Source organism: Pseudomonas sp. 3B-A001-10F (genome assembly GCF_056313565.1).
In genome coordinates this window covers 93,659-116,872 of sequence record NZ_JBQYFW010000013.1, presented here as the reverse complement: position 1 = coordinate 116,872, position 23,214 = coordinate 93,659, and the positions used below count along the sequence as shown (strand labels likewise).

Here is a 23,214-nt window from a genome sequence, read left to right as displayed (position 1 = left end):
CACTCAGGGGCTGTAGTAACCGACGGCTACAAGGAAATGCCCGGCCTTCTTCAGGTAGGCATGTTTGTCCTCGACCTTGCCGGTCACCGGGTTTTTCCAGCGGTATTCATACTCACCGTCATCCTGCTTGCCGATCAGCGCCAGAATCGGCTCGCCCACCGGTTTGCCATCCGGATCCTTGATCTTGCCGAAGTCGGTGTTGATCAAGCGCAGGTTGGTGCCGTGGGCAACGTAGCGCTGGGTGTTCAGATCAACCACAAACACATACAAGTCGTCCTGCAAGTAGCCACCCTTGAGTGAGTTGATCGCCGTCAGCGTGGCCTTCTCGTCTTTGCCCAAATCAGTCGCCGCTTTATCGAGCAACGCCTTGGCCTGCTCGGCCGAGGCTCGCGGCAAGTAGTAACCCACCGCCAGAATCCGCTGACCGATGCGCTGGTAATACACATGCTTGCGCTCGACCTTGCCGTCCGACCAGTTCTGCCAACGGTATTCGGCCTGCTGGATGCCGTTGCCTTCCGGCACTTTCAACGCGTCCTTGAAGGTTTTCTGCAAATCCGGGCCGAGCACCTCACTGACGTCACGACCGATCAATGCCGACGAAGGCCCGCCGCTGGCGAGCATCACGCCTTTGGTGTCGACCACGAACACGTAGCGATCCTTGTCGACGAACTCGCCCTGCCGGCTGAACGCGGCGAACGCCTTGTCGCCGTTGTCGTGGTAATAGGCCAGGGCTTTTTCCAGCAAGGCGATGGCGGCCTGACTGTCATCCTTGGCGGTCGTGGCGGCGCTGGCCTGGCCGAAACCGGCCAGTAACATCACGCCGAGCCAAGCCACTTTATGCAAAAAACCCATAGCGCATCCCTCGTTCTTGTTGGTGTTTCAAGAGCGTAGACGGCTTGGGCTGATGCATGGATATTCAGAGGGTTTCTGAACGTTTCGCGGCTTGAGTGGTGAGGCGAGACTCACCACCGTTGAGCAAGTCTTACGGGCGGGAATTGATCTGCTGCTGCAGGTTCTGAATCTGCGCCTGAAGGGTATTGATGTTGCGGGTCATCTGCCCGCGGAAAGCGTCGAACTCGGCGGTATTGCCGCCTTGCGGGGCTGCCGGGCGGTTGTCCTGCTCGCTTTTGAGGACGACGATTTCCTGTTCGAGGCGATCAATCGCCGCGCTCGGGTTGCCCTGCTTCTTCAACGCCGCGATGTCGGCACCGAGGCTTTTGAACTGCGCGTCAAAGGCCTTCAACTGAGCGTCGACCTTGCTGGTGTCGGCCGGTGTGCTTTTCACCGTCGCCAGTTCCGCAGTCAAGGCTTTGACCTGCGCCTGCAACTGGGTATTGGCGTTCTGCTGTTCAGTGGTCTGCGCGGTCATCTGTGCCAGTCGTTTGTCCAGATCACTGGCCTGCCCCGCGACGCCTTGCTGCTGTTTGCTCTGATCGAGCAGCTTGCCTTCGAGCTGTTTGATCTGCAGCTTGAGGGCTTCGCTGTCGCTGGTGACGTTGGACTGGCTGGCCACGACCTTGCCGGAAATGTCCTGCAAGCGCCCCGCCGCTTCTTCACTGATGCGCGCGAAGCTTTCCTGGGTGGCGACCAGTTGCTGCTCCATCAACGAGATTTGCTGGAAACTCCACCAGGCCAGACCGACGAAGGCGAAAAACAGTGCGCCGACCAACGCCCACAACGGGCCGGTGCTGGCCGCCTTGACCTTGACCACGGGCGGCGTGCGCGAATGCACGGAGGTGCGAGCGGTGGTCGGAATGTCATCGTCGTCGAAGGTGTCGGCCCGCAGGCTCGGGACATCATCGAAATCGTCGTGGGCATCATTACGCATGGACATTGAGGCAACCTTTGTGAAACGCGGTGATGGCTAAATGCTGCGAAGTATAACCGCCGCAGCCGCAGGGATTGACCCCCAAGCGGCTACACGGTTCATTGCCGCCCGGCCGAATCGTTTCAACGGATGTCCTGAGCTTTCCACCAGCCGCAGAACTCATCCAGCGCCGACCACAGGCTGACTTTCGGATCGTAGTCGAGATAATGCCGGGCGCGGCTGATGTCGAGGGTGAAATTTTTTTTCATCACCTGCATGCCCAGGCGCGACAGGGTTGGCTCCGGGCGCCCCGGCCAGAGTTTGCAAGCGCCCTCGTTGAGCGCCGCGACGCTGTAGGCCAGACCATACGAACGGTACTTGGTGACCTGCGGCACTTCCATTTTGCGCATCACGTAATTGACCACATCCCAAAGCGGCACCGGCGCGCCGTTGCTGATGTTGTAGGCCTTGCCCAGTGCGGAACCGGCGGCCAGCAAACTGCTGAGCATCGCTTCGTTGAGGTTCTGCACGCTGGTGAAATCGACTTTGTTCAGGCCATTGCCGATGATCGCCAAGCGGCCCTTGCGCTGCATATTAAGCAGGCGCGGGAAGATGCTCATGTCACCGGCGCCGGTGACGAAACGCGGGCGCAGGGCGATGGTTTCCAGGCCGAACTCCTGCGCACCGAAAACCTTTTGCTCAGCCATATATTTGGTCGCGGCGTAGTGATGCTTGAACCGCTTGGGCACTTGCTCTTCGGTCAGGTTGAAATGATCACGGCCATCGAAATAGATCGATGGCGACGACAGATGCACCAAACGGCGGACGCGCTGTTTCAGACAGGCTTCGACAACGTTTTCGGTGACCTGCACGTTGCCCTGATGAAAGTCCTGATAGCGGCCCCACAGCCCGACGGCGCCCGCGCAATGCACCACGGCTTCAACATCGGAACACAGCTCGCGGACCAGATCGGGATCGGTCAGGTCGCCGGGGACAAACTCGGCGCCACGGCGCACCAGATGTTCGACGCTCTCGGCCCGGCGACCGTTAACCCGCACGTCCAGGCCCTGCTCCAGGGCGAAACGCGCAAAGCGTCCGCCAATGAAGCCGCTTGCGCCGGTGACCAGAATTTTCATGTAAAGCTCCGATGTCTTTCGTTTTGCCTGATTCGAGTGTCTTGACGCTGGCCCTCAGTCCAACGGCACTAGCCATTGCGCCGAAGAACGCAGCAATTGCTCGGTCAGCAAGCCCAGCAACTGACCGCCATTACGCCAATGATGCCAGTACAACGGCACGTCGATCGGTTTATCTGGCAGCAGTTCACGCAATAACCCGCGTTGCAATTGATCGCGCACTTGCAGTTCCGGCACCAGGCCCCAGCCCAGTCCGGCTTCGATCAGGCGGATAAAACCTTCCGAGGAAGGACATAAATGGTGTTCGAATCCGCCATCGACGCCCAACGAGGCGAGGTAGCGATGCTGGAGAAAGTCGTCCGGGCCGAACACCAGCGCCGGGGTGCGTGGCAGTTGCTCGGCGCGCACGCCGTCGGGGAAATGCCGTTCGATGAACGCCGGGCTGGCCAGCGCGCGATAACGCATCGCCCCGAGCAACACACTGCGTGCGCCGGCCACCGGCCGTTCACTGGCGCAGAGGCACGCGGCCACCTCACCGGCGCGCATGCGTTTGAGGCCGACGGTCTGGTCTTCGACAATCAGATCGAGCAGCAAATGTTGTTCGGCGCAAAAATCGCCCACCGCTTCGGCCCACCACGTGGCGAGGCTGTCGGCATTAAGTGCGATGCGCAAACGTTCCGGCAACCCCTCCTCGTCCAGCGCGGGCACAAGGGTTTGCAGGTCACGCTCAAGCAGACGCACCTGCTGCACATGGTTGAGCAGACGCCGGCCTATCTCGGTCGGCGACGGCGGCGTGCCGCGAATCAACACCGGTTGGCCGACCCGCGCTTCGAGCAGTTTGATCCGCTGCGAAATCGCCGATTGCGACAAACCCAGCACCTGCGCGGCCCGTTCGAAGCCGGCCTGCTCGACCACGGCGGCCAGAGCAGAAAGCAATTTGTAGTCGAACATCAGTTTTCCTAATGAGCGATCAGCACTATTGATTTTTCTTATACAGGTTTCGCCCGGAGAATAGCCAGCAAGCACTCTTTATCAAGGATCACTGCAATGGCTGGCGAAACCTCACTCACAACCTTGTTGCGCAGCATGAGCCCGCAACTGAACGCCGGCGAATACGTATTCTGCACCCTGCCCGATGGCGTGTTACCGAGGGATCTGGAGATCGTCGGCAGCTTCCGCGAACAGGAAGGCCTGACCGTGATTCTCGAACGCTCCCAAGCTGAACAGGCCGGTTTCAGTTTCGACTACGTCGCCGCGTGGATCACCCTCGACGTGCACTCGGCGCTGGAAGCCGTGGGCCTCACCGCCGCATTCGCCACGGCACTGGGCAAGGCCGGGATCAGTTGCAACGTGATTGCCGGCTATTACCACGACCATTTGTTCGTCGGCCAGGCCGACGCCGAACGCGCCATGCAAGTGCTGCGCGATCTCGCAGCCAACGCGGAGTAATTGTTATGTGGCAAAGCTATGTGAACGGCTTGCTGGTGGCGTTCGGGCTGATCATGGCGATCGGCACGCAGAACGCTTTTGTATTGGCGCAGAGCCTGCGTCGTGAACATCACCTGCCCGTGGCGGCGTTGTGCGTGATCTGCGATGCACTGCTCGTGGCGGCCGGGGTATTCGGCCTGGCGACGATTCTGGCGCAAAACCCGACGCTGCTCGCCATTGCCCGTTGGGGCGGCGCGACGTTTCTGATCTGGTACGGCAGCCAGGCGCTACGCCGGGCCTGTTCGAAACAGAGCCTGGGTCAGGGCGAGAACCAGACCGTGCGCTCCCTGCGGGCGGTGATGCTCAGCGCTTTGGCGGTGACGCTGCTCAATCCGCACGTTTACCTGGATACGGTGTTGTTGATCGGCTCTCTTGGTGCGCAACAATCGGTGCCGGGGGCTTACGTGGTCGGTGCTGCGAGTGCTTCGCTGTTATGGTTTTTCACGTTGGCACTGGGTGCTGCGTGGTTGGCGCCATATCTGGCCCGGCCGAGTACCTGGCGGATTCTTGATCTGGTGGTGGCGTTGATGATGTTCACGGTCGCCGGGCAGTTGATATTGGCGAGCTGATTTATTCCAAACCGCTCTGGAACCTCTATCCCACACAGTTGTTGCGTGGTTATGGCGCAACCCCGGTGCTATGATCGAAACCCTGCGCCGCAAAGAGTAAAAACTCGCCGGTGCATTTCTGGCCGCCCGTGATCGGCCTTGCGCTCACCGCAACAGACCTGATTAGGAGAATCATCATGGCTTTCGAATTGCCGCCGCTGCCTTACGCACACGATGCCCTGCAGCCGCACATTTCCAAGGAAACCCTGGAATACCACCACGACAAGCACCACAACACCTATGTCGTGAACCTGAACAACCTGGTGCCAGGCACCGAGTTCGAAGGCAAGACCCTGGAAGAAATCGTCAAGACTTCCTCGGGCGGTATCTTCAACAACGCCGCTCAGGTCTGGAACCACACTTTCTACTGGAACTGCCTGGCGCCAAACGCCGGCGGTCAACCAACCGGCGCGCTGGCTGAAGCCATCAATGCTGCTTTCGGTTCGTTCGACAAGTTCAAGGAAGAGTTCAGCAAAACCTCGATCGGCACCTTCGGTTCCGGCTGGGGCTGGCTGGTGAAAAAGGCTGACGGTTCCCTGGCTCTGGCCAGCACCATCGGCGCCGGCAACCCGCTGACCAGCGGCGACACCCCGCTGCTGACTTGCGACGTCTGGGAACACGCTTACTACATCGACTACCGCAACGTTCGTCCGAAGTACGTCGAAGCGTTCTGGAACCTGGTCAACTGGAAGTTCGTTGCTGAGCAGTTCGAAGGCAAAACCTTCACCGCTTAAGCTGCGCGCCAGTCAAAAAACCCGGCTTTTGCCGGGTTTTTTTATGCCTGCATAGACCCCGTACGATGATCGTTCCCACGCTCCGCGTGGGCATGCAGCCCGTGACGCTCCGCGTCCCTGGACGCAGAGCGTCCCTGGAGGCATTCCCACGCGGAGCGTGGGAACGATCAAACAGAAAATGCAGCCTCAGGCCGCTTGCTGCCGTGCCACTGCGGGCTAACATCAAAAAGAGGAAAAAATGCTGCGAACCGCTCAAGTTGAGGGGCGAAACTACCGACATAGTACAAATTAGGGCTAATACTCCAGACAGCAGCATTTCGGCCAAGGCTATGGGCGAATCGCCCCCGGTCTGATTGTCCCTTTGACTGCCAACTCGGGATTGCCAATACTCATGGCAACTTGACGCTACCCGCACGGAACAAGGAATAACCCTTTGAAGCTGGAACTCAAGAACAGCTTGTCGGTGAAGTTGCTCCGGGTCGTGCTCCTGTCGGCATTGATCGTCGGCGTAGTCTTGAGCTGCGCACAGATCGTTTTCGATGCTTACAAAACCCGCCAGGCCGTTGCCGGCGACGCCGAACGCATCCTCGACATGTTCCGCGATCCCTCGACCCAGGCGGTTTACAGCCTCGACCGGGAAATGGGCATGCAGGTGATCGAAGGCCTGTTCCAGGACGATGCCGTGCGTCAGGCCTCTATCGGCCATCCCAACGAAGCCATGCTCGCGCAGAAGTCCCGCGAATTGCAGCAGTCCAACAGCCGCTGGCTGACCGACCTGATTCTCGGCCAGGAACGCACCTTCACCACGCAACTGGTAGGGCGTGGTCCGTACAGCGAGTACTACGGCGACCTGAGCATCACCCTCGACACCGCCACCTATGGCGAGGGCTTTATCGTCAGTTCGGTGATCATCTTTATTTCCGGGGTGTTGCGCGCACTGGCGATGGGCCTGGTGTTGTATCTGGTCTATCACTGGCTGCTGACCAAGCCGTTGTCGCGAATCATCGAACACCTCACCGAGATCAACCCCGATCGCCCCAGCGAACACAAGATTCCGCAGCTCAAGGGCCACGAAAAAAACGAGCTGGGCATCTGGATCAACACCGCCAATCAGTTGCTCGAGTCGATCGAACGCAACACTCATCTGCGTCATGAAGCGGAAAACAGTCTGCTGCGCATGGCCCAGTACGACTTCCTCACCGGCCTGCCGAATCGCCAGCAACTCCAGCAGCAACTGGACAAGATTCTGGTCGACGCCGGCAAGCTGCAACGCCGGGTCGCGGTGTTGTGCGTGGGGCTGGATGATTTCAAAGGCATCAACGAGCAATTCAGCTACCAGACCGGCGATCAATTGTTGCTGGCCCTGGCCGATCGTCTGCGCGCCCACAGCGGCCGCCTCGGCGCCCTCGCCCGCCTCGGCGGCGACCAGTTCGCACTGGTACAAGCGGATATCGAGCAACCTTACGAAGCGGCCGAACTGGCGCAGAGCATCCTTGATGATCTGGAGGCGCCGTTCGCCCTCGACCATCAGGAAATCCGCCTGCGCGCGACCATTGGCATCACCCTGTTCCCGGAGGACGGCGACAGCACCGAGAAGCTGTTGCAGAAGGCCGAGCAGACCATGACCCTGGCCAAGACCCGCTCGCGCAACCGCTATCAGTTCTACATCGCCAGTGTAGATAGCGAGATGCGCCGTCGTCGTGAATTGGAAAAAGACCTGCGCGATGCGCTGTTGCGTGATCAGTTCTATCTCGTCTATCAGCCGCAGATCAGCTATCGCGATCACCGCGTGGTCGGCGTCGAAGCGCTGATTCGCTGGCAGCATCCGGAACACGGTCTGGTGCCGCCGGACTTGTTCATCCCGCTGGCCGAGCAGAACGGCACGATCATCGCCATCGGCGAATGGGTGCTCGATCAGGCCTGCAAGCAATTGCGCGAATGGCACGATATGGGTTTCGCCGACCTGCGCATGGCAGTGAATCTATCGACCGTGCAACTGCACCACGCCGAATTGCCGCGCGTGGTCAACAACCTGCTGCAGATGTACCGCCTGCCACCGCGCAGTCTGGAACTGGAGGTCACCGAAACCGGCCTGATGGAAGACATCAGCACCGCCGCCCAGCACTTGCTCAGCCTGCGCCGCTCTGGCGCATTGATCGCCATCGATGACTTCGGCACCGGCTATTCATCCCTGAGCTATCTGAAAAGCCTGCCGCTGGACAAGATCAAGATCGACAAGAGCTTCGTTCAGGACCTGCTCGATGACGACGACGATGCGACCATCGTTCGCGCGATCATTCAACTGGGCAAGAGCCTGGGCATGCAGGTGATTGCCGAGGGCGTGGAAACCGCCGAACAGGAAAGCTACATCATTTCCGAAGGCTGCCACGAAGGTCAGGGTTACCACTACAGCAAACCGCTGCCGGCCCGGGAACTGGGCGCCTATCTCAAACAGGCGCAACGCAGTAACGCGGCCATTCTCTAGAAGATCGAAAGATCGCAGCCTGCGGCAGCTCCTACAGACGAACGCATTTCAAATGCAGGAGCTGCCGAAGGCTCGGGCCGCGATTGGACGATCTTTTGCTATCGATGCGCGAATAAGAAATATTTCCAAGTACGCCCTTTACACATAATGCGAAAGATTTGCATTATGTCGCAGTTTTGCGCACCCCCAGCGCGAGTCCACTCAACTATCGAAGCAGGATGTTCGCCATGATTCGTATGCCTCTGGCTACCGCCAGTCTGCTGGCCATCGCTATTTCCCTCGCCGGTTGCGGCGAAGGCAAAGACAAGGCAGCCGCTCCGGCCGCACCGACCCCAGCCGCCAGCACCACCGCACCTGCGGCGGCGCCTGCCACTGCCGGTAAAGTCGACGAAGCCGCCGCCAAGGCTGTGGTCGCGCACTACGCCGACATGGTCTTCGCCGTTTACAGCGATGCCGAATCCACCGCGAAAACCCTGCAGACCGCCGTCGACGCCTTCCTCGCCAAGCCGAACGCCGACACCCTGAAAGCCGCCAAGGCTGCCTGGGTCGCCGCGCGCGTTCCGTACCTGCAGAGCGAAGTGTTCCGCTTCGGCAACACCATCATCGACGATTGGGAAGGTCAGGTTAACGCCTGGCCTCTGGACGAGGGTCTGATCGACTACGTCGACAAATCCTACGAGCACGCTCTGGGTAACCCGGGCGCCACCGCCAACATCATCGCCAACACCGAAGTTCAGGTCGGCGAAGACAAGGTCGACGTCAAAGACATCACCGCGGAAAAACTCGCCAGCCTCAACGAGCTGGGCGGTTCCGAAGCCAACGTCGCCACCGGCTACCACGCGATCGAATTCCTGCTGTGGGGCCAGGACCTCAACGGCACTGGCCCTGGCGCTGGCAACCGTCCGGCCTCCGACTACCTGGAAGGCGCCGGCGCCACTGGCGGTCACAACGATCGTCGTCGTGCTTACCTGAAGTCGGTGACCCAACTGCTGGTCAGCGACCTGGAAGAAATGGTCGGCAACTGGAAGCCGAACGTGGCTGACAACTACCGCGCCACCCTGGAAGCCGAGCCTGGCGAAACCGGTCTGCGCAAAATGCTCTTCGGCATGGGCAGCCTGTCCCTGGGTGAACTGGCGGGCGAGCGTATGAAGGTTTCCCTGGAAGCCAACTCCCCTGAAGACGAGCAGGATTGCTTCAGCGACAACACCCACAACTCGCACTTCTACGATGCCAAAGGCATTCGTAACGTCTACCTGGGCGAGTACACCCGTGTTGACGGCACCAAAATGACCGGCGCCAGCCTGTCGTCGCTGGTGGCCAAGGCCGACCCGGCTGCCGACACCGCACTGAAAGCCGATCTGGCCGCTACCGAAGCGAAGATCCAGGTCATGGTCGATCACGCCAACAAGGGTGAGCACTACGACCAGCTGATCGCTGCCGGCAACACTGCGGGCAACCAGATCGTTCGCGACGCCATCGCCTCGCTGGTCAAGCAGACCGGTTCGATCGAAGCCGCTGCCGGCAAACTGGGCATCAGCGACCTGAACCCGGACAACGCTGATCACGAGTTCTGATCAACCGCGTCTGCGTCAAAAAAGGCGACCTTCGGGTCGCCTTTTTCATGCATGCCAAACACAACCCCCCTGCTTCAAGGTGTACCCAATATCAAGTGCACCACCAATCCCTGTGGGAGCGAGCTTGCTCGCGAAGGCGGCATCTGGCGCAACACCTGCAGAGCGACGAACTCCGCTTTCGCGAGCAAGCTCGCTCCCACAAGGTTTGCATTGGCCTTTAGGTTTGCTTCATATCAAGCAAACGATAATTCCTCTTATTCAAACTCCTTCGCCCTGTTAGACTTTGCGCCTTTATTTTCGCCCGTCCGCAGGATGTCTGATGCCCTCGCTGCCTCTTCGCTTGTCCGCACTGTTGCTGGCCCTGGGCCTGAGTGCCTGCGATGACGCCCCGCGTTTTACCAAAGCTGAGCCGGGTGAAGCACGTTCGGGCGGTGCAGCGACCGTGCGCAAGACCGATCAGAATGCGTTCTCGTTGCCTTCGGCGAATCTGCCACCGTCACGGCGAGTGGACTTCAGTGTCGGCAACAGCTTTTTCCGCAGCCCTTGGGTGATTGCACCGTCGACCACCACTGCGCGCGATGGTCTCGGCCCGCTGTTCAACACCAACGCCTGCCAGAACTGCCACATCAAGGACGGTCGCGGCCATCCGCCAACGCCGGATGCCGCCAACGCGGTGTCGATGCTGGTGCGCCTGTCGATCCCTGATGCGCCGCAATTCGCCAAGCTCATTGAGCAGGTCGGCGTAGTGCCGGAGCCGGTCTACGGCGGCCAGTTCCAGGACATGGCCGTGCCCGGCGTCGCCCCGGAAGGCAAAGTGCGCGTCGATTACACGCCAGTGCCCGTGCGTTTCAAGGACGGCACCGAAGTCGAATTGCGCAAGCCAGTGTTGCAGATCACCCAACTGGGCTACGGCCCGATGCACCCGGACACGCGTTTCTCGGCCCGCGTCGCGCCGCCGATGATTGGTCTGGGCCTGCTCGAAGCGATCCCCGAAGAAGCGATTCTGGCCAACGCCGCCGCGCAAGCCAAAGACAACAAAGGCATCAATGGCCGTCCCAATCAGGTCTGGGATGATGCGTTGCAGAAGACCGTCATGGGCAGATTCGGCTGGAAAGCCGGGCAACCGAACCTCAATCAACAGAACGTCCACGCGTTTTCCGGTGACATGGGCCTCACCACCAGCCTGCGCCCCTTCGATGACTGCACCGAGGCGCAAACTGCCTGCAAACAGGCACCGAATGGCAATGGCCCGGACGGCGAGCCGGAAGTCAGCGACAACATCCTGCGTCTGGTGCTGTTCTACAGCCGTAACCTCGCCGTACCCGCGCGGCGTAGCGTCAACGATGCACAAGTGCTGGCCGGCAAGAACCTGTTTTTCCAGGCCGGTTGCGATTCGTGCCACACGCCGAAATACACCACCGTCGCCAACGCGGCCGAACCTGAACTGGCCAATCAGGTGATTCGTCCGTACAGCGATCTGTTGCTGCATGACATGGGCGACGGCCTGGCCGACAACCGTACGGAATTCCAGGCCTCCGGCCGCGACTGGCGCACGCCGCCGTTGTGGGGGATCGGCCTGACGCAAGCCGTCAGCGGCCACACACAGTTTTTGCATGACGGTCGCGCGCGCAATCTGCTCGAAGCGGTGCTCTGGCATGGCGGCGAAGCGCAAGCCGCGCAGCAACAGGTTTTGTCTTTCAATGCCGAGCAGCGCGCCGCGCTGCTGGCGTTTTTGAACTCACTTTAAACACTGAAAAAGAATCGGGAGCCCGACATGTTCCGTCCCAAGCTACTGTTCACCAGCCTTGCCGCGCTCGCCCTCGGCGCCTGCTCGCCACAGGATCCGCAAGCGGTCACGTCGGCGGCCATCGCCAAATCGGTGATCCTGCCGACCTACACCCGTTGGGTCGAGGCCGACAAGCAACTGGCGGTCAGCGCCCTCGCCTACTGCCAGGGCAAGGAAACCCTGGAAACCGCCCGCGCCGATTTCCTGCACGCGCAGAAAGCCTGGGCCGAGCTGCAACCGCTGCTGATCGGCCCGTTGGCCGAGGGCAACCGTTCGTGGCAGGTACAGTTCTGGCCGGACAAGAAGAACCTCGTCGGCCGTCAGGTCGAGCAATTGGTCGTCGCGCAGCCGCAGATCGACGCCGCCGCCCTGGCCAAATCGAGCGTAGTCGTTCAAGGTCTGTCGGCGTACGAGTACATCCTGTTCGACGCCAAGCCTGACGTGGCCAACGCCGAGCAGAAAGCCAAGTACTGCCCGCTGCTGATCGCCATTGGCGAACGACAGAAGCAACTGGCCGAAGAGATTCTGCAGGGCTGGAACAACACTGACGGCATGCTCGCGCAGATGACCAAGTTCCCCAACCAGCGCTACGCCGACTCCCACGAAGCGATCGCCGATCTGCTGCGCGTGCAGGTCACTGCACTGGACACTCTGAAGAAAAAACTCGGCACGCCAATGGGCCGTCAGAGCAAAGGCGTGCCTCAACCGTTCCAGGCCGATGCCTGGCGCAGCCAGTCCTCGCTGACCGCACTGGAAGCCAGCCTCGCCGCTGCCAAAACCGTCTGGGAAGGTGTCGACAACAAAGGCCTGCGCAGCCTGCTGCCAAGCGATCAGAAGCCATTGGCCGACAAGATCGACGCAGCCTACGCCGCTTCGCTGAAACTGTTCGACAGCACTCAGCGTTCGCTCGGCGAAATGCTCGAAGACGACGCCGGTCGTCAGCAACTGAACGACATCTACGACAGCCTCAACGTCGTCCATCGCCTGCACGAAGGCGAACTGGCCAAGGCGCTGGGCATCCAACTGGGCTTCAACGCCAACGACGGTGACTGATGAGGGCAAGTGCCATGCTGCGACGTCAGGTTCTGACTTTAGGTAGTGCACTGCTCGGAGCAGTGACGCTGGGCGGCTGGACGCTGTTCAAACGCAAGGATCAGAGCCCGCTGTTGCTGTCGGCGCGCGACGACACCGACGGCAAGCACTACGCCGTCGGCTATCGGCTGGATGGCACGCGGGTGTTCGCCACCGAAGTCGGCCAACGCTGCCACGACATCATCAACCATCCGACGCAGCCGATTGCGCTGTTCGTCGCGCGGCGTCCGGGCACCGAAAGCTACCTGGTCGACCTACGCGACGGTAAGTTGCTGCAGACCGTGACCTCGCAGCCGAACCGGCACTTCTACGGCCACGCCGTGGTGCACAAGGACGGCGAATACCTGTACGCCACCGAGAACGACACCACCGATCCTGGCCGTGGCCTGCTCGGCGTCTACAAGTTCGAAGGCGCGCGACTGGTGCACACCGGCGAGATTTCTACCCACGGTCTCGGCCCGCATCAGGTGTCGTGGATGCCCGATGGCGAGACGCTGGTGGTGGCCAATGGCGGGATTCGTACCGAGGCGGAAAGCCGCGTCGACATGAACCTCAACGCCATGGAGCCAAGTCTGGTGCTGATGCAGCGCGATGGCACCCTGCTGAGCAAGGAAACCCTCGCCCAGCAGATGAACAGCGTGCGCCATCTGGGCATCGCCAGCGACGGTACCATCGTCGCCGGTCAGCAGTTCATGGGCGCCTCGCATGAGCGTTCGGAGTTGCTGGCGATCAAGCGTCCGGGGCAGCCGTTCGTGGCGTTCCCGGTGCCGGAGCATCAGTTGCAGTCGATGGGGCATTACACCGCCAGTGTTGCGGTGCACAGCGACTTGCGCCTGGTTGCGCTGACGGCGCCGCGTGGCAACCGCTTCTTTATCTGGGATCTGGACAGTGGCGAGGTGCGCCTCGATGCGCCCTTACCCGATTGCGCGGGTGTGGGTGCGGTGAAGGACGGTTTTGTCGTGACCTCCGGGCAAGGACGTTGCCGTTACTACGATTGCCGTCAGGATGAGCTGCTGGCCAAGCCACTGGAATTACCGGCGGGGCTCTGGGACAACCATCTGCATTTGATGGCGTAAAACTGCCTTAAAAGATCGCAGCCTGCGGCAGCTCCTGCATTGGAATGCACTCCTCTGCAGGAACTGCCGCAGGCTGCGGTCTTTTTGCGCCCCCCTGTAAGAACTGCCAGTTGGAATCCCCCCTGTACTCGGAGTAATGTGCCCGCCTGTCTCACCTGATTTATCCAAGGAACTGGAAATATGCTGCGTCGCCGCATGCTGATCATGTTGGGTGTTGTTTTGTTGATCGTCCTGGTGCTGGGCGGATACAAAGCCTTTTCGATCTACACAATGATCCAGGGCTTTTCCAAGCCGAAACCGCCGATCAGCGTTGCCGTGGCCAATGCCACCGAACAGCCGTGGCAGATGCGTCTGCCGACCGTCGGCACGCTCAAGGCTCTGCAAGGTGTCGAGCTGAGCCTGGAAGTCGCCGGCACCGTCACCGAACTCAAGTTCGAGTCCGGACAGAAGGTCAAGGCCGGGCAACCCTTGCTGCAACTCGACAGTGGCGTCGAAACCGCCCTGCTGGAAACCGCCAAGGCTGATCTCGGTCTGGCGCAACTGGACTTCGGCCGTGGCGCGCAACTGGTCGACAGCCGCGCAATCTCCAAAGGCGAGTACGACCGGCTCTCCGCTGTACTGCAAAAAAACAAAGCCACGGTCAATCAGCTCAACGCTTCGCTGGCGAAAAAACGCATCCTCGCACCGTTCAGCGGCACCATCGGCATCCGTCAGGTCGACGTCGGCGACTACCTCGCCAGCGGCACCAAAATCGCCACGCTGCAGGACTTGAGCAGCCTCTACGCCGACTTCTACCTGCCCGAACAATCGGTGCCGAAACTGGCCATCGGTCAGCCGGTGCAGATTGCAGTCGCCGCCTATCCCAAGCAAAACTTCGCCGGCAAGATCAGCGCGATCAACCCGATCGTCGAAAGCACTACGCGCAACATTCTGGTTCGCGCCACGCTGGCCAACCCCGACGGCAAATTGCTGCCGGGCATGTTCGCCAGCCTCGAGGTGTTGTTGCCGGATCCGCAGAAACACATCGTCGTGCCGGAGAGCGCGATCACCTACACCCTCTACGGCAACTCGATCTACGTGGTCGGGCAAAAGAAAGCCGAAGACGGCAGTCTCGAAAAGGACGACAAGGGCCAACCGGTGCTGATCGCCGAACGCCGCTTCATCGAAACCGGTGAACGCCGCGATGGCCTGGTGATGATCAACAAGGGCGTGCAGAGCGGCGAACAAGTGGTAACGGCTGGCCAGATCAAACTGGACAACGGCGCCCACATTGCCATCAGCGACGACAAGACCCTCGGCGAGCAGAACAGTCCGCCGCGCGCCGACTGATCAAGGAAATCCCATGGCTTTTACTGATCCGTTCATCCGCCGCCCGGTGCTCGCCACCGTGGTCAGCCTGTTGATTGTGCTGCTGGGCTTTCAGGCCTGGAGCAAGTTGCCGCTGCGCCAATACCCGCAAATGGAAAACGCCCTGATCACGGTGACCACCGCTTACCCCGGGGCCAACGCCGAAACCATTCAGGGCTACATCACCCAACCTATGCAGCAGAGCCTCGCCAGCGCCGAGGGCATCGACTACATGACTTCGGTCAGCCGGCAGAACTTCTCGGTGATCTCGATCTACGCGCGCATCGGCTCCAACACCGACCGTTTGTTCACCGAACTGCTGGCCAAAGCCAACGAGGTGAAAAACAAGCTGCCACAGGACGCCGAAGACCCGGTGCTGAGCAAGGAGTCCGCCGACGCCTCGGCGCTGATGTACATCAGCTTCTTCAGCAAGGATTTGAGCAACCCGCAAATCACCGACTACCTGTCACGGGTGATCCAGCCAAAACTGGCGACCTTGCCGGGCATGGCCGAGGCGGAGATTCTCGGCAATCAGGTGTTCGCCATGCGCCTGTGGCTCGACCCGGTGAAACTCGCCGGTTTCGGCCTCAGCGCCAGCGATGTGACCAACGCCGTGCGCCAGTACAACTTCCTCTCCGCTGCTGGCGAAGTGAAAGGCGAGTACGTGGTCACCAGCATCAACGCCAACACCGAACTGAAATCCGCTGAAGCCTTCGCGGCGATTCCGCTCAAGGTCAGTGGCGACAGCCGCGTGTTGCTGAGTGATGTCGCGCGGGTGGAAATGGGCGCGGAAAACTACGATTCGATCAGCTCGTTTGGCGGCACGCCGTCGGTGTACATCGGCATCAAGGCCACCCCGGGCGCCAACCCGCTGGATGTGATCAAGGAAGTGCGCAAGCTGATGCCCGAGCTGGAAGCGCAACTGCCGCCGAACCTGAAAAGCGAGATCGCCTACGACGCCACACTGTTTATCCAGGCCTCAATCGATGAAGTGGTAAAAACCCTGTTCGAGGCGGTGCTGATCGTCATCGTCGTGGTGTTCCTGTTCCTCGGCGCATTGCGCTCGGTGCTAATCCCGGTGGTGACCATTCCGCTGTCGATGATCGGCGTGATGTTCTTCATGCAGATGATGGGCTACTCGATGAACCTGCTGACGCTGCTGGCGATGGTGCTGGCCATCGGTTTGGTGGTGGACGATGCGATTGTCGTGGTGGAAAACATTCACCGGCATATCGAGGAAGGCAAGACGCCGTTTGATGCGGCGCTGGAAGGCGCACGGGAAATCGCCATGCCGGTGGTGTCGATGACCATCACCCTGGCGGCGGTGTATGCGCCGATCGGTTTCCTCACCGGGCTGACCGGAGCGTTGTTCAAGGAGTTTGCGCTGACCCTGGCCGGCGCCGTGGTGATCTCCGGGATTGTCGCCCTGACCCTGTCGCCGATGATGTGCGCGTTTTTGCTGCGCCACGAGGAAAATCCCAGCGGCCTCGCGCATCGCCTCGACCGCATTTTTGACGGCCTCAAGCGCCGCTATCAGAGCATGCTGCACGGCACGCTGAACACGCGGCCGGTGGTGCTGGTGTTCGCAGTGATCGTGTTGTGCCTGATCCCGGTGTTCCTCAAGTTCACCAAATCGGAACTGGCCCCGGACGAAGATCAGGGCATCATTTTCATGATGGCCACTGCGCCGCAGCCAACCAACCTCGATTACCTGAGCACCTACACCGACGAATTCATCAAGATCTTCAAAGAGTTCCCGGAGTACTACTCCTCGTTCCAGATCAACGGCTACAACGGTGTACAGGCGGGGATCGGCGGCTTCCTGCTCAAGCCGTGGAATGAGCGCAGTCGCACGCAGATGCAGATCCTCCCCGAGGTACAAGGCAAACTGGAAGGCATTCCGGGCTTGCAGATCTTTGGTTTCAACCTGCCCTCCCTGCCCGGCACCGGTGAAGGCCTGCCGTTCGAGTTCGTGGTCAACACCGCCAACGACTATGAACTGCTGCTGCAAGTGGCTGACCGGATCAAGAAGCGCGCGATGGAATCGGGCAAGTTCGCTTTCGTCGACCTCGATCTGGCGTTCGACAAACCCGAGGTGGTGGTCGATATCGACCGCGCCAAAGCAGCGCAGATGGGCGTGTCGATGCAGGATCTCGGCGGCACGCTGGCGACGCTGTTGGGCGAGGCGGAAATCAACCGTTTCACCATTGATGGGCGCAGCTATAAGGTCATTGCCCAGGTCGAGCGCCCCTATCGCGATAACCCGGACTGGCTGAACAACTACTACGTTAAAAACACTCAGGGCGAGTTATTGCCGCTGTCGACGCTGATCAAGGTCAGCGACCGCGCACGACCGCGCCAGCTCAATCAGTTCCAGCAACTTAACGCCGCGAAGATCTCCGGCTTCCCGTTGGTGAGCATGGGTGAAGCTATCGACACCGTGTTGCAGATTGCCCGCGAGGAAGCACCGGCCGGGTTTGCTTTCGACTACGGCGGCGCCTCACGCCAGTTCGTGCAGGAAGGCAGTGCCCTGTGGGTAACCTTCGCGCTGGCCCTGGCGATTATCTTTCTGGTGCTGGCGGCGCAGTTCGAAAGCTTCCGCGATCCGCTGGTGATTCTGGTGACGGTGCCGTTGTCGATCTGCGGCGCGCTGATACCGCTGTTCCTCGGCTGGTCGAGCATGAACATCTATACCCAGGTCGGGTTGGTGACGCTGATCGGGCTGATCAGTAAACACGGGATTCTGATCGTCGAGTTCGCCAACCAGTTACGCAAGGATAAAGGCCTGACGGCGCGTGAAGCCGTTGAGGAAGCGGCAGCGATTCGTTTACGCCCGGTGTTGATGACCACGGCGGCGATGGTGTTTGGCATGGTGCCGTTGATTCTCGCCACGGGTGCCGGCGCGGTCAGTCGGTTTGATATCGGCATGGTGATTGCCACGGGGATGTCGATTGGCACGTTGTTTACGCTGTTTGTGCTGCCGTGCGTTTACACCCTGCTGGCGAAACCCGATCCCAAACCAACCGCGTAACCCTGTGGGAGCGAGCTTGCTCGCGAAAGCGGTCTTTCAGTTAATACTTATAGTGCCTGACACACCGCCTTCGCGAGCAAGCTCGCTCCCACATTTGGTTGGCGTTTATCCATAAAATCCGCGCATAAAAAAAGGCCTCGCATCTGCGAGGCCTTTTATGTGGGCTTCAATCGGTTCAACTCTGCGGCCTCATCCCTTGAGAAAGTCCGAACATGAACAACAACAGATCATGATCGGGTTTGGTCGCCACGGAGGCTTTTGCCACCCGTGGGACTGCGCAGTGGGCGTCGTCTACGGACGAGCCCACTACCTGCATGCGGGGCTGCTCCCAGGCAGCCACCGCCAATGACGCAACTGCCAAGGCTCCAACCAAAAACAAACCTCGTGCAATTTCTAGTTTCATCGCTATAAACCTTTGATAGCGCTGCCAAACGCCGTCTCATAAAAGTAGACGAGTTTTTTCCAGTCCGTGTCGCGGAACGACGAATGGCGGCGCAATTGCTTCATGTCGTGGGAAGCGGCGCGATAGGCGGTCAGACGCTGGCGGCATTTCTCCAGATCGATCAACGCGACTTCAACCTTGGCCGACTCGCCTTCGCCCGTCACACGCACAAACACGTGTTTGATGTAGATGCAGCTGTGCTGCCAACGGCCCTTGTGCATGCGCGCCAGGTTCTCGGCGAGGTCCTTGAGCACGCGCTCATAAACCACATCACCGCACTGATCGCGACCGCCGGCAGCCGCCAGCCAATGTTCCAGTTCCTGGAAACCGTCCAGGGACTTGGTGACCAGCAGAGCGCGCCATTTGTGCTGCGGATCAGGCTGAGCGCCGCAGAAAACGATTTGCGGCACGCGCACACCGAGCTTGCTCACGCCGGTCAGCGCATCAAGTTCACGCAAAACAGTAGGACGGCCAAAAGGGTGCAACCAACTGCGATAGATGTGACCGGTCTGGCGCTTGGCATACAGCAGTTGACCATCGCGCCCCACGACCCTTTGCACGCCACTTTCCCCGCCACGTCGAACATTGGGTTCTTCCACCCACTCGCCGCGCTGGTTCCAGTAAAAGTCAAAGCGATCTTGCGGAGCGACATCCGTTTCTGCTGCAAATTGCACTGCCATCCTGTTACCTCTTGCGTAATACGTAAACCCGCCACATGGCGTAGAGCGGAATAAAGTCCAGTTGTTCCTGAATCCGAAAACCTGCTTCCTCGAACTCCTTTTCCACCGTAGCGGCCGGTAACACAAAGCGATTCTGATACTCGCGTTTGTCACGGTTGCGCTCGGCTCGCTGGCGTTTCCAGGCTTTGAAATTGCCATCAACCCACAGCGAAACGATCACACTGTCCCGGGTAACGCGCTCGAATTCGCTCAGAATTGCCCGGCGATGCTCGGCTTCACCGATGTGGTGGAGCAAACGCATGCAGAAAATGCTGTCGACGGCGTTGTCAGGCAAGGCAATGTCGAAGGCAGATGTGTGCAAGGGTTGTACCCGTTTCACTACATCCGCCGGTTGCGACTCCATGGCCGTCTTGATCATCGACTCGGAATTGTCCGCGCCGATAATCACCCGGTTGGCCTTTTCGCCCAACAACGGCCAGAAACGCCCGGCACCGCAAGGCAAATCCAGCACCAGTCCCGGCTCACCCACCAACGCCAGCGCCTTGCGGGCCAGCTGTTCGTCACGCCAATGGGAGAGACGACGTCCAAGGCTTTCTTTGTGCTTGCGCAGGTATTTCTGCGCGTGTTGATCGTCGTACTTCTCGGAAAAATCGAGTTTGATCGGACCGGCCATCACCTGGACTCCTGAATTGCTGATGTCACCACCTTAAGGAGCGGCATGTCAGCGTCAGGTCATCCATTTGTGAAAAAAATGTCCGGTAAATAGACAAATTATTACAGCGTTATACAGGATTTAGACAGGAAGGAGGGAGTAGCATCGAGCCACTGCGTGCGTCAGATTTTGCCCAGATCCACCTCGAAGCGGCAGCCATTGGGTTCCATCGTGCTCAAGCTGACGGTCCAGCCCTGGTTCTCGCAGATCCGCTGAACCAGCGACAATCCCAACCCCAAGCCTTCGCCGCGCTTTTCGCTGCCACGCACGAAAGGCTCGAACATGGCTTCACGCTTTTCTTCCGGAATGCCGACACCGGAGTCTTCCACCACAAAGCCGTTGGCCGTGAGTGTCAGGCGAATGAAGCCTTTCTCGGTGTAATGCAGCGCGTTACGCAACAGGTTACCCATCACGGCATTCAACAGGGTCGCGTTGTAACGAGCGTCCGTCGGATTGCCAGGTTCGAAGACCAGATTCAGGCCTTTGCTCTCGATCGGCCCGCGCCACAGACACAATAAGTTTTCGGCCACCTGCGAGAGATTCTGCTGCAGAGCCATCCCCGCATCTTCGTGCTGGGCGCGCGCCAGCATGAGGAAGGTCTGCACCAGCTCGCGCATTTCCTCACTAGCGCGGGCAATTCGCTCGACTTGCGAGCGGCCGCGCTGGTCGATCCCCGGGTTCTCCAACAGCAGTTCGCAGGAACTGGCCAATACCATCAACGGCGTGCGCAATTCATGGCTGACGTCGCTGGTGAACAACCTTTCACGCGTCAGCGCCTGACGAAGGCGTCCCAGCGTGGCATCGAACGCCACCGCCAGTTCACCCACCTCGTCTGCCGCATAATCCGGTGCCAGCGGCGGCGCCAGACCGAGCAACTGATCGCGATGGCGCACCTGCCGGGCCAGTCGCACCACCGGCGCCATTACCTTGCGCGCCAGCACCCACCCGAGGAATACCGCCAGGGCCAGACTGAGCACGAAGCCGACCAGCACTACGGCAAACAGCACGCGCTCGCGCTCTTCGAAATCACTTTGATCCTGCAGCAGCACATAACGCCGACCGTCGACGACCTCGACCATCGCGTGATACGACAGCTGCTCGCGGAACACTTCATGGAAACCCGAATCGAGGTGACGCAGATCCTTGGGCAGCTCAAAATCGCCCGGCCCGCCACTGAAATAGAACAACTGGTCGGGTTCCGGGCGATGGCTCCAGTCCGAAACGTTGTCCATCAGCAGAAGCCGTTGCAGATCGCCGCCCAGCCCCGCCGAAATCAATTTTTCTTCCACCAGGTGCACGGTCGCGACGATGCCCATCGCGAAGGCGCCGGCCACAAGTGCGCTCATCAAGGCAAAAGCAATGATGATCCGCTGGGAAAGACTTTGCCTGAACTCCATTACACGTCGGCCAGCCGGTAACCCACCCCGTGCACAGTGTGCAGCAGTGGTTTGGCAAAAGGTTTATCAATGACTTGTCGCAGTTGGTGAACGTGGCTGCGCAGGCTGTCGCTGTCCGGGCAATCATCACCCCACAACGCTTCTTCGAGAATTTCCCGACGCAGTACGTGTGGGCTCTTCTGCATCAACACGGCCAGAAGCTTGAGGCCTACCGGGTTGAGTTTGAGCAGTTTGCCATCGCGGGTCACTTCCAGCGTGTCGAGGTCGTAACTCAGATCTGCGACTTTCAGGGCCCGGCGGCCACCACCCTGAGCACGTCGCATCACCGCTTCGACCCGCGCCGCGAGTTCAGACAAGGCAAATGGCTTGATGAGGTAATCGTCAGCCCCGGACTTGAAGCCTTGCAAACGATCGTCCAGTTGATCGCGAGCGGTGAGCATGATCACCGGCGTGTCCCGGCGGGCATCTTCACGCAGGCGTTTGCACAGGGTGTAGCCATCGATGCCGGGCAACATGATGTCGAGCACGATCAGGTCGTAATGCTCGGTGGCGGCCAGGTGCAGGCCCGACAGACCGTCCTGGGCGCAATCGACGGTATAGCCTTTGAGGCCCAGATAATCGGCCAGATTGGCCAGGATGTCGCGGTTGTCTTCGACCAATAAAATTCGCATGGGCACCTCCTCCGTACGGGGTAACGGCCGTCTTGGCCCGCGCAGCTTACGGCCAAGTGTGGCTCAGAGCTAGGCGTGCGTCGGGTTGTTTAACGAGAAAAAGCTCATTGTGCATGCCAACGTTTTTTTCACTTTCGGTTAACAAATCGGCGACGCGCACGCGCGCAGACTCCGCGCGGTTGCGCTCTTCAGACCCTATTTACGACCAAGGAATTGCCCCATGGTGTCGACTTCTGCCCGCCCCGTTTCCAGGCCACTGAATTTTTGGTTATGCCTGGGAATACCCACCGTCGCGGCGATCATTCTGGTGCTGCTTGAATTGACTGATCTGGACATGGATCTGGCCCGACTGTTCTATGACCCGGTCGCAGGTGACTTTATCGGGCGACACAGTTTTTTCCTTGAAGACATCCTCCATGATCGCGCCAAGCAGGTGGTCATTGCGTTCTCGGTGTTTGCCATCCTCGGCTTCATCAGCTCGTTCTTCGTCGGCAGACTGAAACCGTTCAAGCGCGAACTGGGCTGTCTGGTGCTGTCGCTGGGCCTGGCGACCTCGTTCGTCACCCCGGTCAAAGCCGTAACGGCGGTGCAGTGCCCATGGAGCCTGGAGCAATTTGGCGGCCATGAAACCTACAGCAAATTGATGGAACATCGTCCACAGACCGACAAACCCGGCCGTTGCTGGCCTGGTGGTCATGCGGCGACGGGGTTCACCTTGTTTGCGCTGTTCTTTGTCCTGCGTGATCGCCGTCCGCGTCTGGCCCGTCAGGCGTTTATCTTTGCCTTTGCGCTGGGTTCGGTGTTTTCGATCAGCCGGATGATGCAGGGTGCGCACTTCTTTTCGCACAACGTGTGGACGGCGATTTTCTGCTGGCTGATTTGCCTGGGGTCGTATTACTGGGTGCTGTATCGCCCGGCGGTGAAAACCGAGGCCGTGGTCAAGGCACAACCGGTCAGCGCCTGACATATAAATCCAATTGTGGGAGCTAGCCTGCTCGCGAATGCGGTGTGTCATTCAACATTAATGTTGGCTGATCCGACGCCTTCGCGAGCAGGCTCGCTCCCACAGGGGATTGGTGTGAAGCTGAAATTTGGGCAATAAAAAACCCCGCTGGCTTGCGCCAGCGGGGTTTTGCGTTACAGGGGTAAGG

The 23,214-nt window shown here is 59.8% G+C and carries 20 protein-coding genes and 1 pseudogene; 11 read left to right on the top strand and 10 right to left on the bottom strand.

The features are described from left to right. Nucleotides 1–3 precede the first annotated feature (3 nt). The 4 genes from AC0ZWN_RS14615 to AC0ZWN_RS14600 all read right to left on the bottom strand — a co-directional run bounded on the left by AC0ZWN_RS14615 (nucleotide 4) and on the right by AC0ZWN_RS14600 (nucleotide 3,891). Nucleotides 4–852 carry a cache domain-containing protein gene (locus tag AC0ZWN_RS14615; RefSeq protein ID WP_476335518.1) on the bottom strand — a complete coding sequence of 283 codons (849 nt, stop codon included), beginning with the start codon at nucleotides 850–852 and terminating at the stop codon, nucleotides 4–6. Between the two features lie 130 nt (nucleotides 853–982). Then, nucleotides 983–1,834: an ATPase gene (locus AC0ZWN_RS14610; RefSeq protein ID WP_116255103.1), complete on the bottom strand. Its 852-nt coding sequence runs from the start codon at nucleotides 1,832–1,834 to the stop codon at nucleotides 983–985. Nucleotides 1,835–1,950: 116 nt separating this feature from the next. Next, nucleotides 1,951–2,943, bottom strand: a complete 993-nt coding sequence (locus tag AC0ZWN_RS14605; protein ID WP_095048263.1) for an NAD-dependent epimerase/dehydratase family protein — start codon at nucleotides 2,941–2,943, stop codon at nucleotides 1,951–1,953. A 54-nt stretch (nucleotides 2,944–2,997) separates the two neighbouring features. Beyond that, nucleotides 2,998–3,891 (bottom strand): LysR family transcriptional regulator ArgP, encoded by an 894-nt coding sequence (locus tag AC0ZWN_RS14600; RefSeq protein ID WP_095048264.1) that lies wholly within the window; start codon nucleotides 3,889–3,891, stop codon nucleotides 2,998–3,000. Between the two features lie 96 nt (nucleotides 3,892–3,987). On the opposite strand from AC0ZWN_RS14600, the gene AC0ZWN_RS14595 reads away from it, so the two are divergent. From AC0ZWN_RS14595 to AC0ZWN_RS14550, 10 genes are all read left to right on the top strand, one after another. Then, nucleotides 3,988–4,389 (top strand): ACT domain-containing protein, encoded by a 402-nt coding sequence (locus tag AC0ZWN_RS14595; protein WP_476335515.1) that lies wholly within the window; start codon nucleotides 3,988–3,990, stop codon nucleotides 4,387–4,389. A gap of 5 nt (nucleotides 4,390–4,394) precedes the next feature. After that, the gene (locus AC0ZWN_RS14590) at nucleotides 4,395–4,997 is read left to right on the top strand and encodes a LysE/ArgO family amino acid transporter (RefSeq protein WP_476335514.1); all 603 of its coding nucleotides are present in this window, start codon (nucleotides 4,395–4,397) and stop codon (nucleotides 4,995–4,997) included. Nucleotides 4,998–5,173: 176 nt separating this feature from the next. Continuing rightward, nucleotides 5,174–5,770: a superoxide dismutase gene (locus AC0ZWN_RS14585; protein WP_007918933.1), complete on the top strand. Its 597-nt coding sequence runs from the start codon at nucleotides 5,174–5,176 to the stop codon at nucleotides 5,768–5,770. A gap of 433 nt (nucleotides 5,771–6,203) precedes the next feature. Further along, nucleotides 6,204–8,255, top strand: a complete 2,052-nt coding sequence (locus AC0ZWN_RS14580; protein WP_093430550.1) for a putative bifunctional diguanylate cyclase/phosphodiesterase — start codon at nucleotides 6,204–6,206, stop codon at nucleotides 8,253–8,255. A 227-nt stretch (nucleotides 8,256–8,482) separates the two neighbouring features. Beyond that, nucleotides 8,483–9,829 (top strand): imelysin family protein, encoded by a 1,347-nt coding sequence (locus AC0ZWN_RS14575; protein WP_476335512.1) that lies wholly within the window; start codon nucleotides 8,483–8,485, stop codon nucleotides 9,827–9,829. A 319-nt stretch (nucleotides 9,830–10,148) separates the two neighbouring features. Further along, nucleotides 10,149–11,576 carry a di-heme oxidoreductase family protein gene (locus AC0ZWN_RS14570; protein ID WP_476335510.1) on the top strand — a complete coding sequence of 476 codons (1,428 nt, stop codon included), beginning with the start codon at nucleotides 10,149–10,151 and terminating at the stop codon, nucleotides 11,574–11,576. A gap of 27 nt (nucleotides 11,577–11,603) precedes the next feature. After that, nucleotides 11,604–12,668, top strand: a complete 1,065-nt coding sequence (locus AC0ZWN_RS14565; RefSeq protein ID WP_099757042.1) for an imelysin family protein — start codon at nucleotides 11,604–11,606, stop codon at nucleotides 12,666–12,668. 14 nt (nucleotides 12,669–12,682) lie between these two features. Next, complete coding sequence (locus AC0ZWN_RS14560) at nucleotides 12,683–13,783, top strand: DUF1513 domain-containing protein (RefSeq protein WP_460130017.1); 1,101 nt, start codon at nucleotides 12,683–12,685, stop codon at nucleotides 13,781–13,783. Between the two features lie 180 nt (nucleotides 13,784–13,963). After that, on the top strand, nucleotides 13,964–15,112 hold the full coding sequence (locus tag AC0ZWN_RS14555; RefSeq protein ID WP_095048272.1) for an efflux RND transporter periplasmic adaptor subunit: 1,149 nt from the start codon (nucleotides 13,964–13,966) through the stop codon (nucleotides 15,110–15,112). 13 nt (nucleotides 15,113–15,125) lie between these two features. Next, on the top strand, nucleotides 15,126–18,161 hold the full coding sequence (locus AC0ZWN_RS14550; RefSeq protein ID WP_476335508.1) for a multidrug efflux RND transporter permease subunit: 3,036 nt from the start codon (nucleotides 15,126–15,128) through the stop codon (nucleotides 18,159–18,161). 175 nt (nucleotides 18,162–18,336) lie between these two features. Here AC0ZWN_RS14550 and AC0ZWN_RS14545 read toward each other — a convergent pair whose 3' ends face one another. From AC0ZWN_RS14545 to colR, 5 genes are all read right to left on the bottom strand, one after another. Beyond that, on the bottom strand, nucleotides 18,337–18,564 hold the full coding sequence (locus AC0ZWN_RS14545; protein WP_093430557.1) for a hypothetical protein: 228 nt from the start codon (nucleotides 18,562–18,564) through the stop codon (nucleotides 18,337–18,339). 2 nt (nucleotides 18,565–18,566) lie between these two features. Then, on the bottom strand, nucleotides 18,567–19,283 hold the full coding sequence (locus AC0ZWN_RS14540) for a lipopolysaccharide kinase InaA family protein (RefSeq protein ID WP_093430558.1): 717 nt from the start codon (nucleotides 19,281–19,283) through the stop codon (nucleotides 18,567–18,569). 4 nt (nucleotides 19,284–19,287) lie between these two features. After that, entirely contained in the window at nucleotides 19,288–19,956 is a 669-nt protein-coding gene (locus AC0ZWN_RS14535) for a class I SAM-dependent methyltransferase (protein WP_095048275.1), read from the bottom strand. 161 nt (nucleotides 19,957–20,117) lie between these two features. Next, nucleotides 20,118–21,392, bottom strand: a complete 1,275-nt coding sequence (locus AC0ZWN_RS14530) for a sensor histidine kinase (protein ID WP_095048276.1) — start codon at nucleotides 21,390–21,392, stop codon at nucleotides 20,118–20,120. Further along, a complete protein-coding gene (colR, locus tag AC0ZWN_RS14525) occupies nucleotides 21,392–22,063 on the bottom strand; it encodes a two-component system response regulator ColR (RefSeq protein ID WP_095048277.1) in 672 nt (223 codons plus the stop codon). Before colR ends, AC0ZWN_RS14530 begins: the two co-directional genes overlap by 1 nt. Nucleotides 22,064–22,283: 220 nt before the next feature. Here colR and AC0ZWN_RS14520 point away from each other — a divergent pair, with 220 nt between their 5' ends. Beyond that, entirely contained in the window at nucleotides 22,284–23,027 is a 744-nt protein-coding gene (locus AC0ZWN_RS14520) for a phosphatase PAP2 family protein (protein WP_257356012.1), read from the top strand. Nucleotides 23,028–23,055: 28 nt separating this feature from the next. Here AC0ZWN_RS14520 and AC0ZWN_RS14515 read toward each other — a convergent pair. Then, nucleotides 23,056–23,163: pseudogene (locus AC0ZWN_RS14515) on the bottom strand (metal ABC transporter ATP-binding protein); the annotation flags it as partial. Nucleotides 23,164–23,214 lie beyond the last annotated feature (51 nt).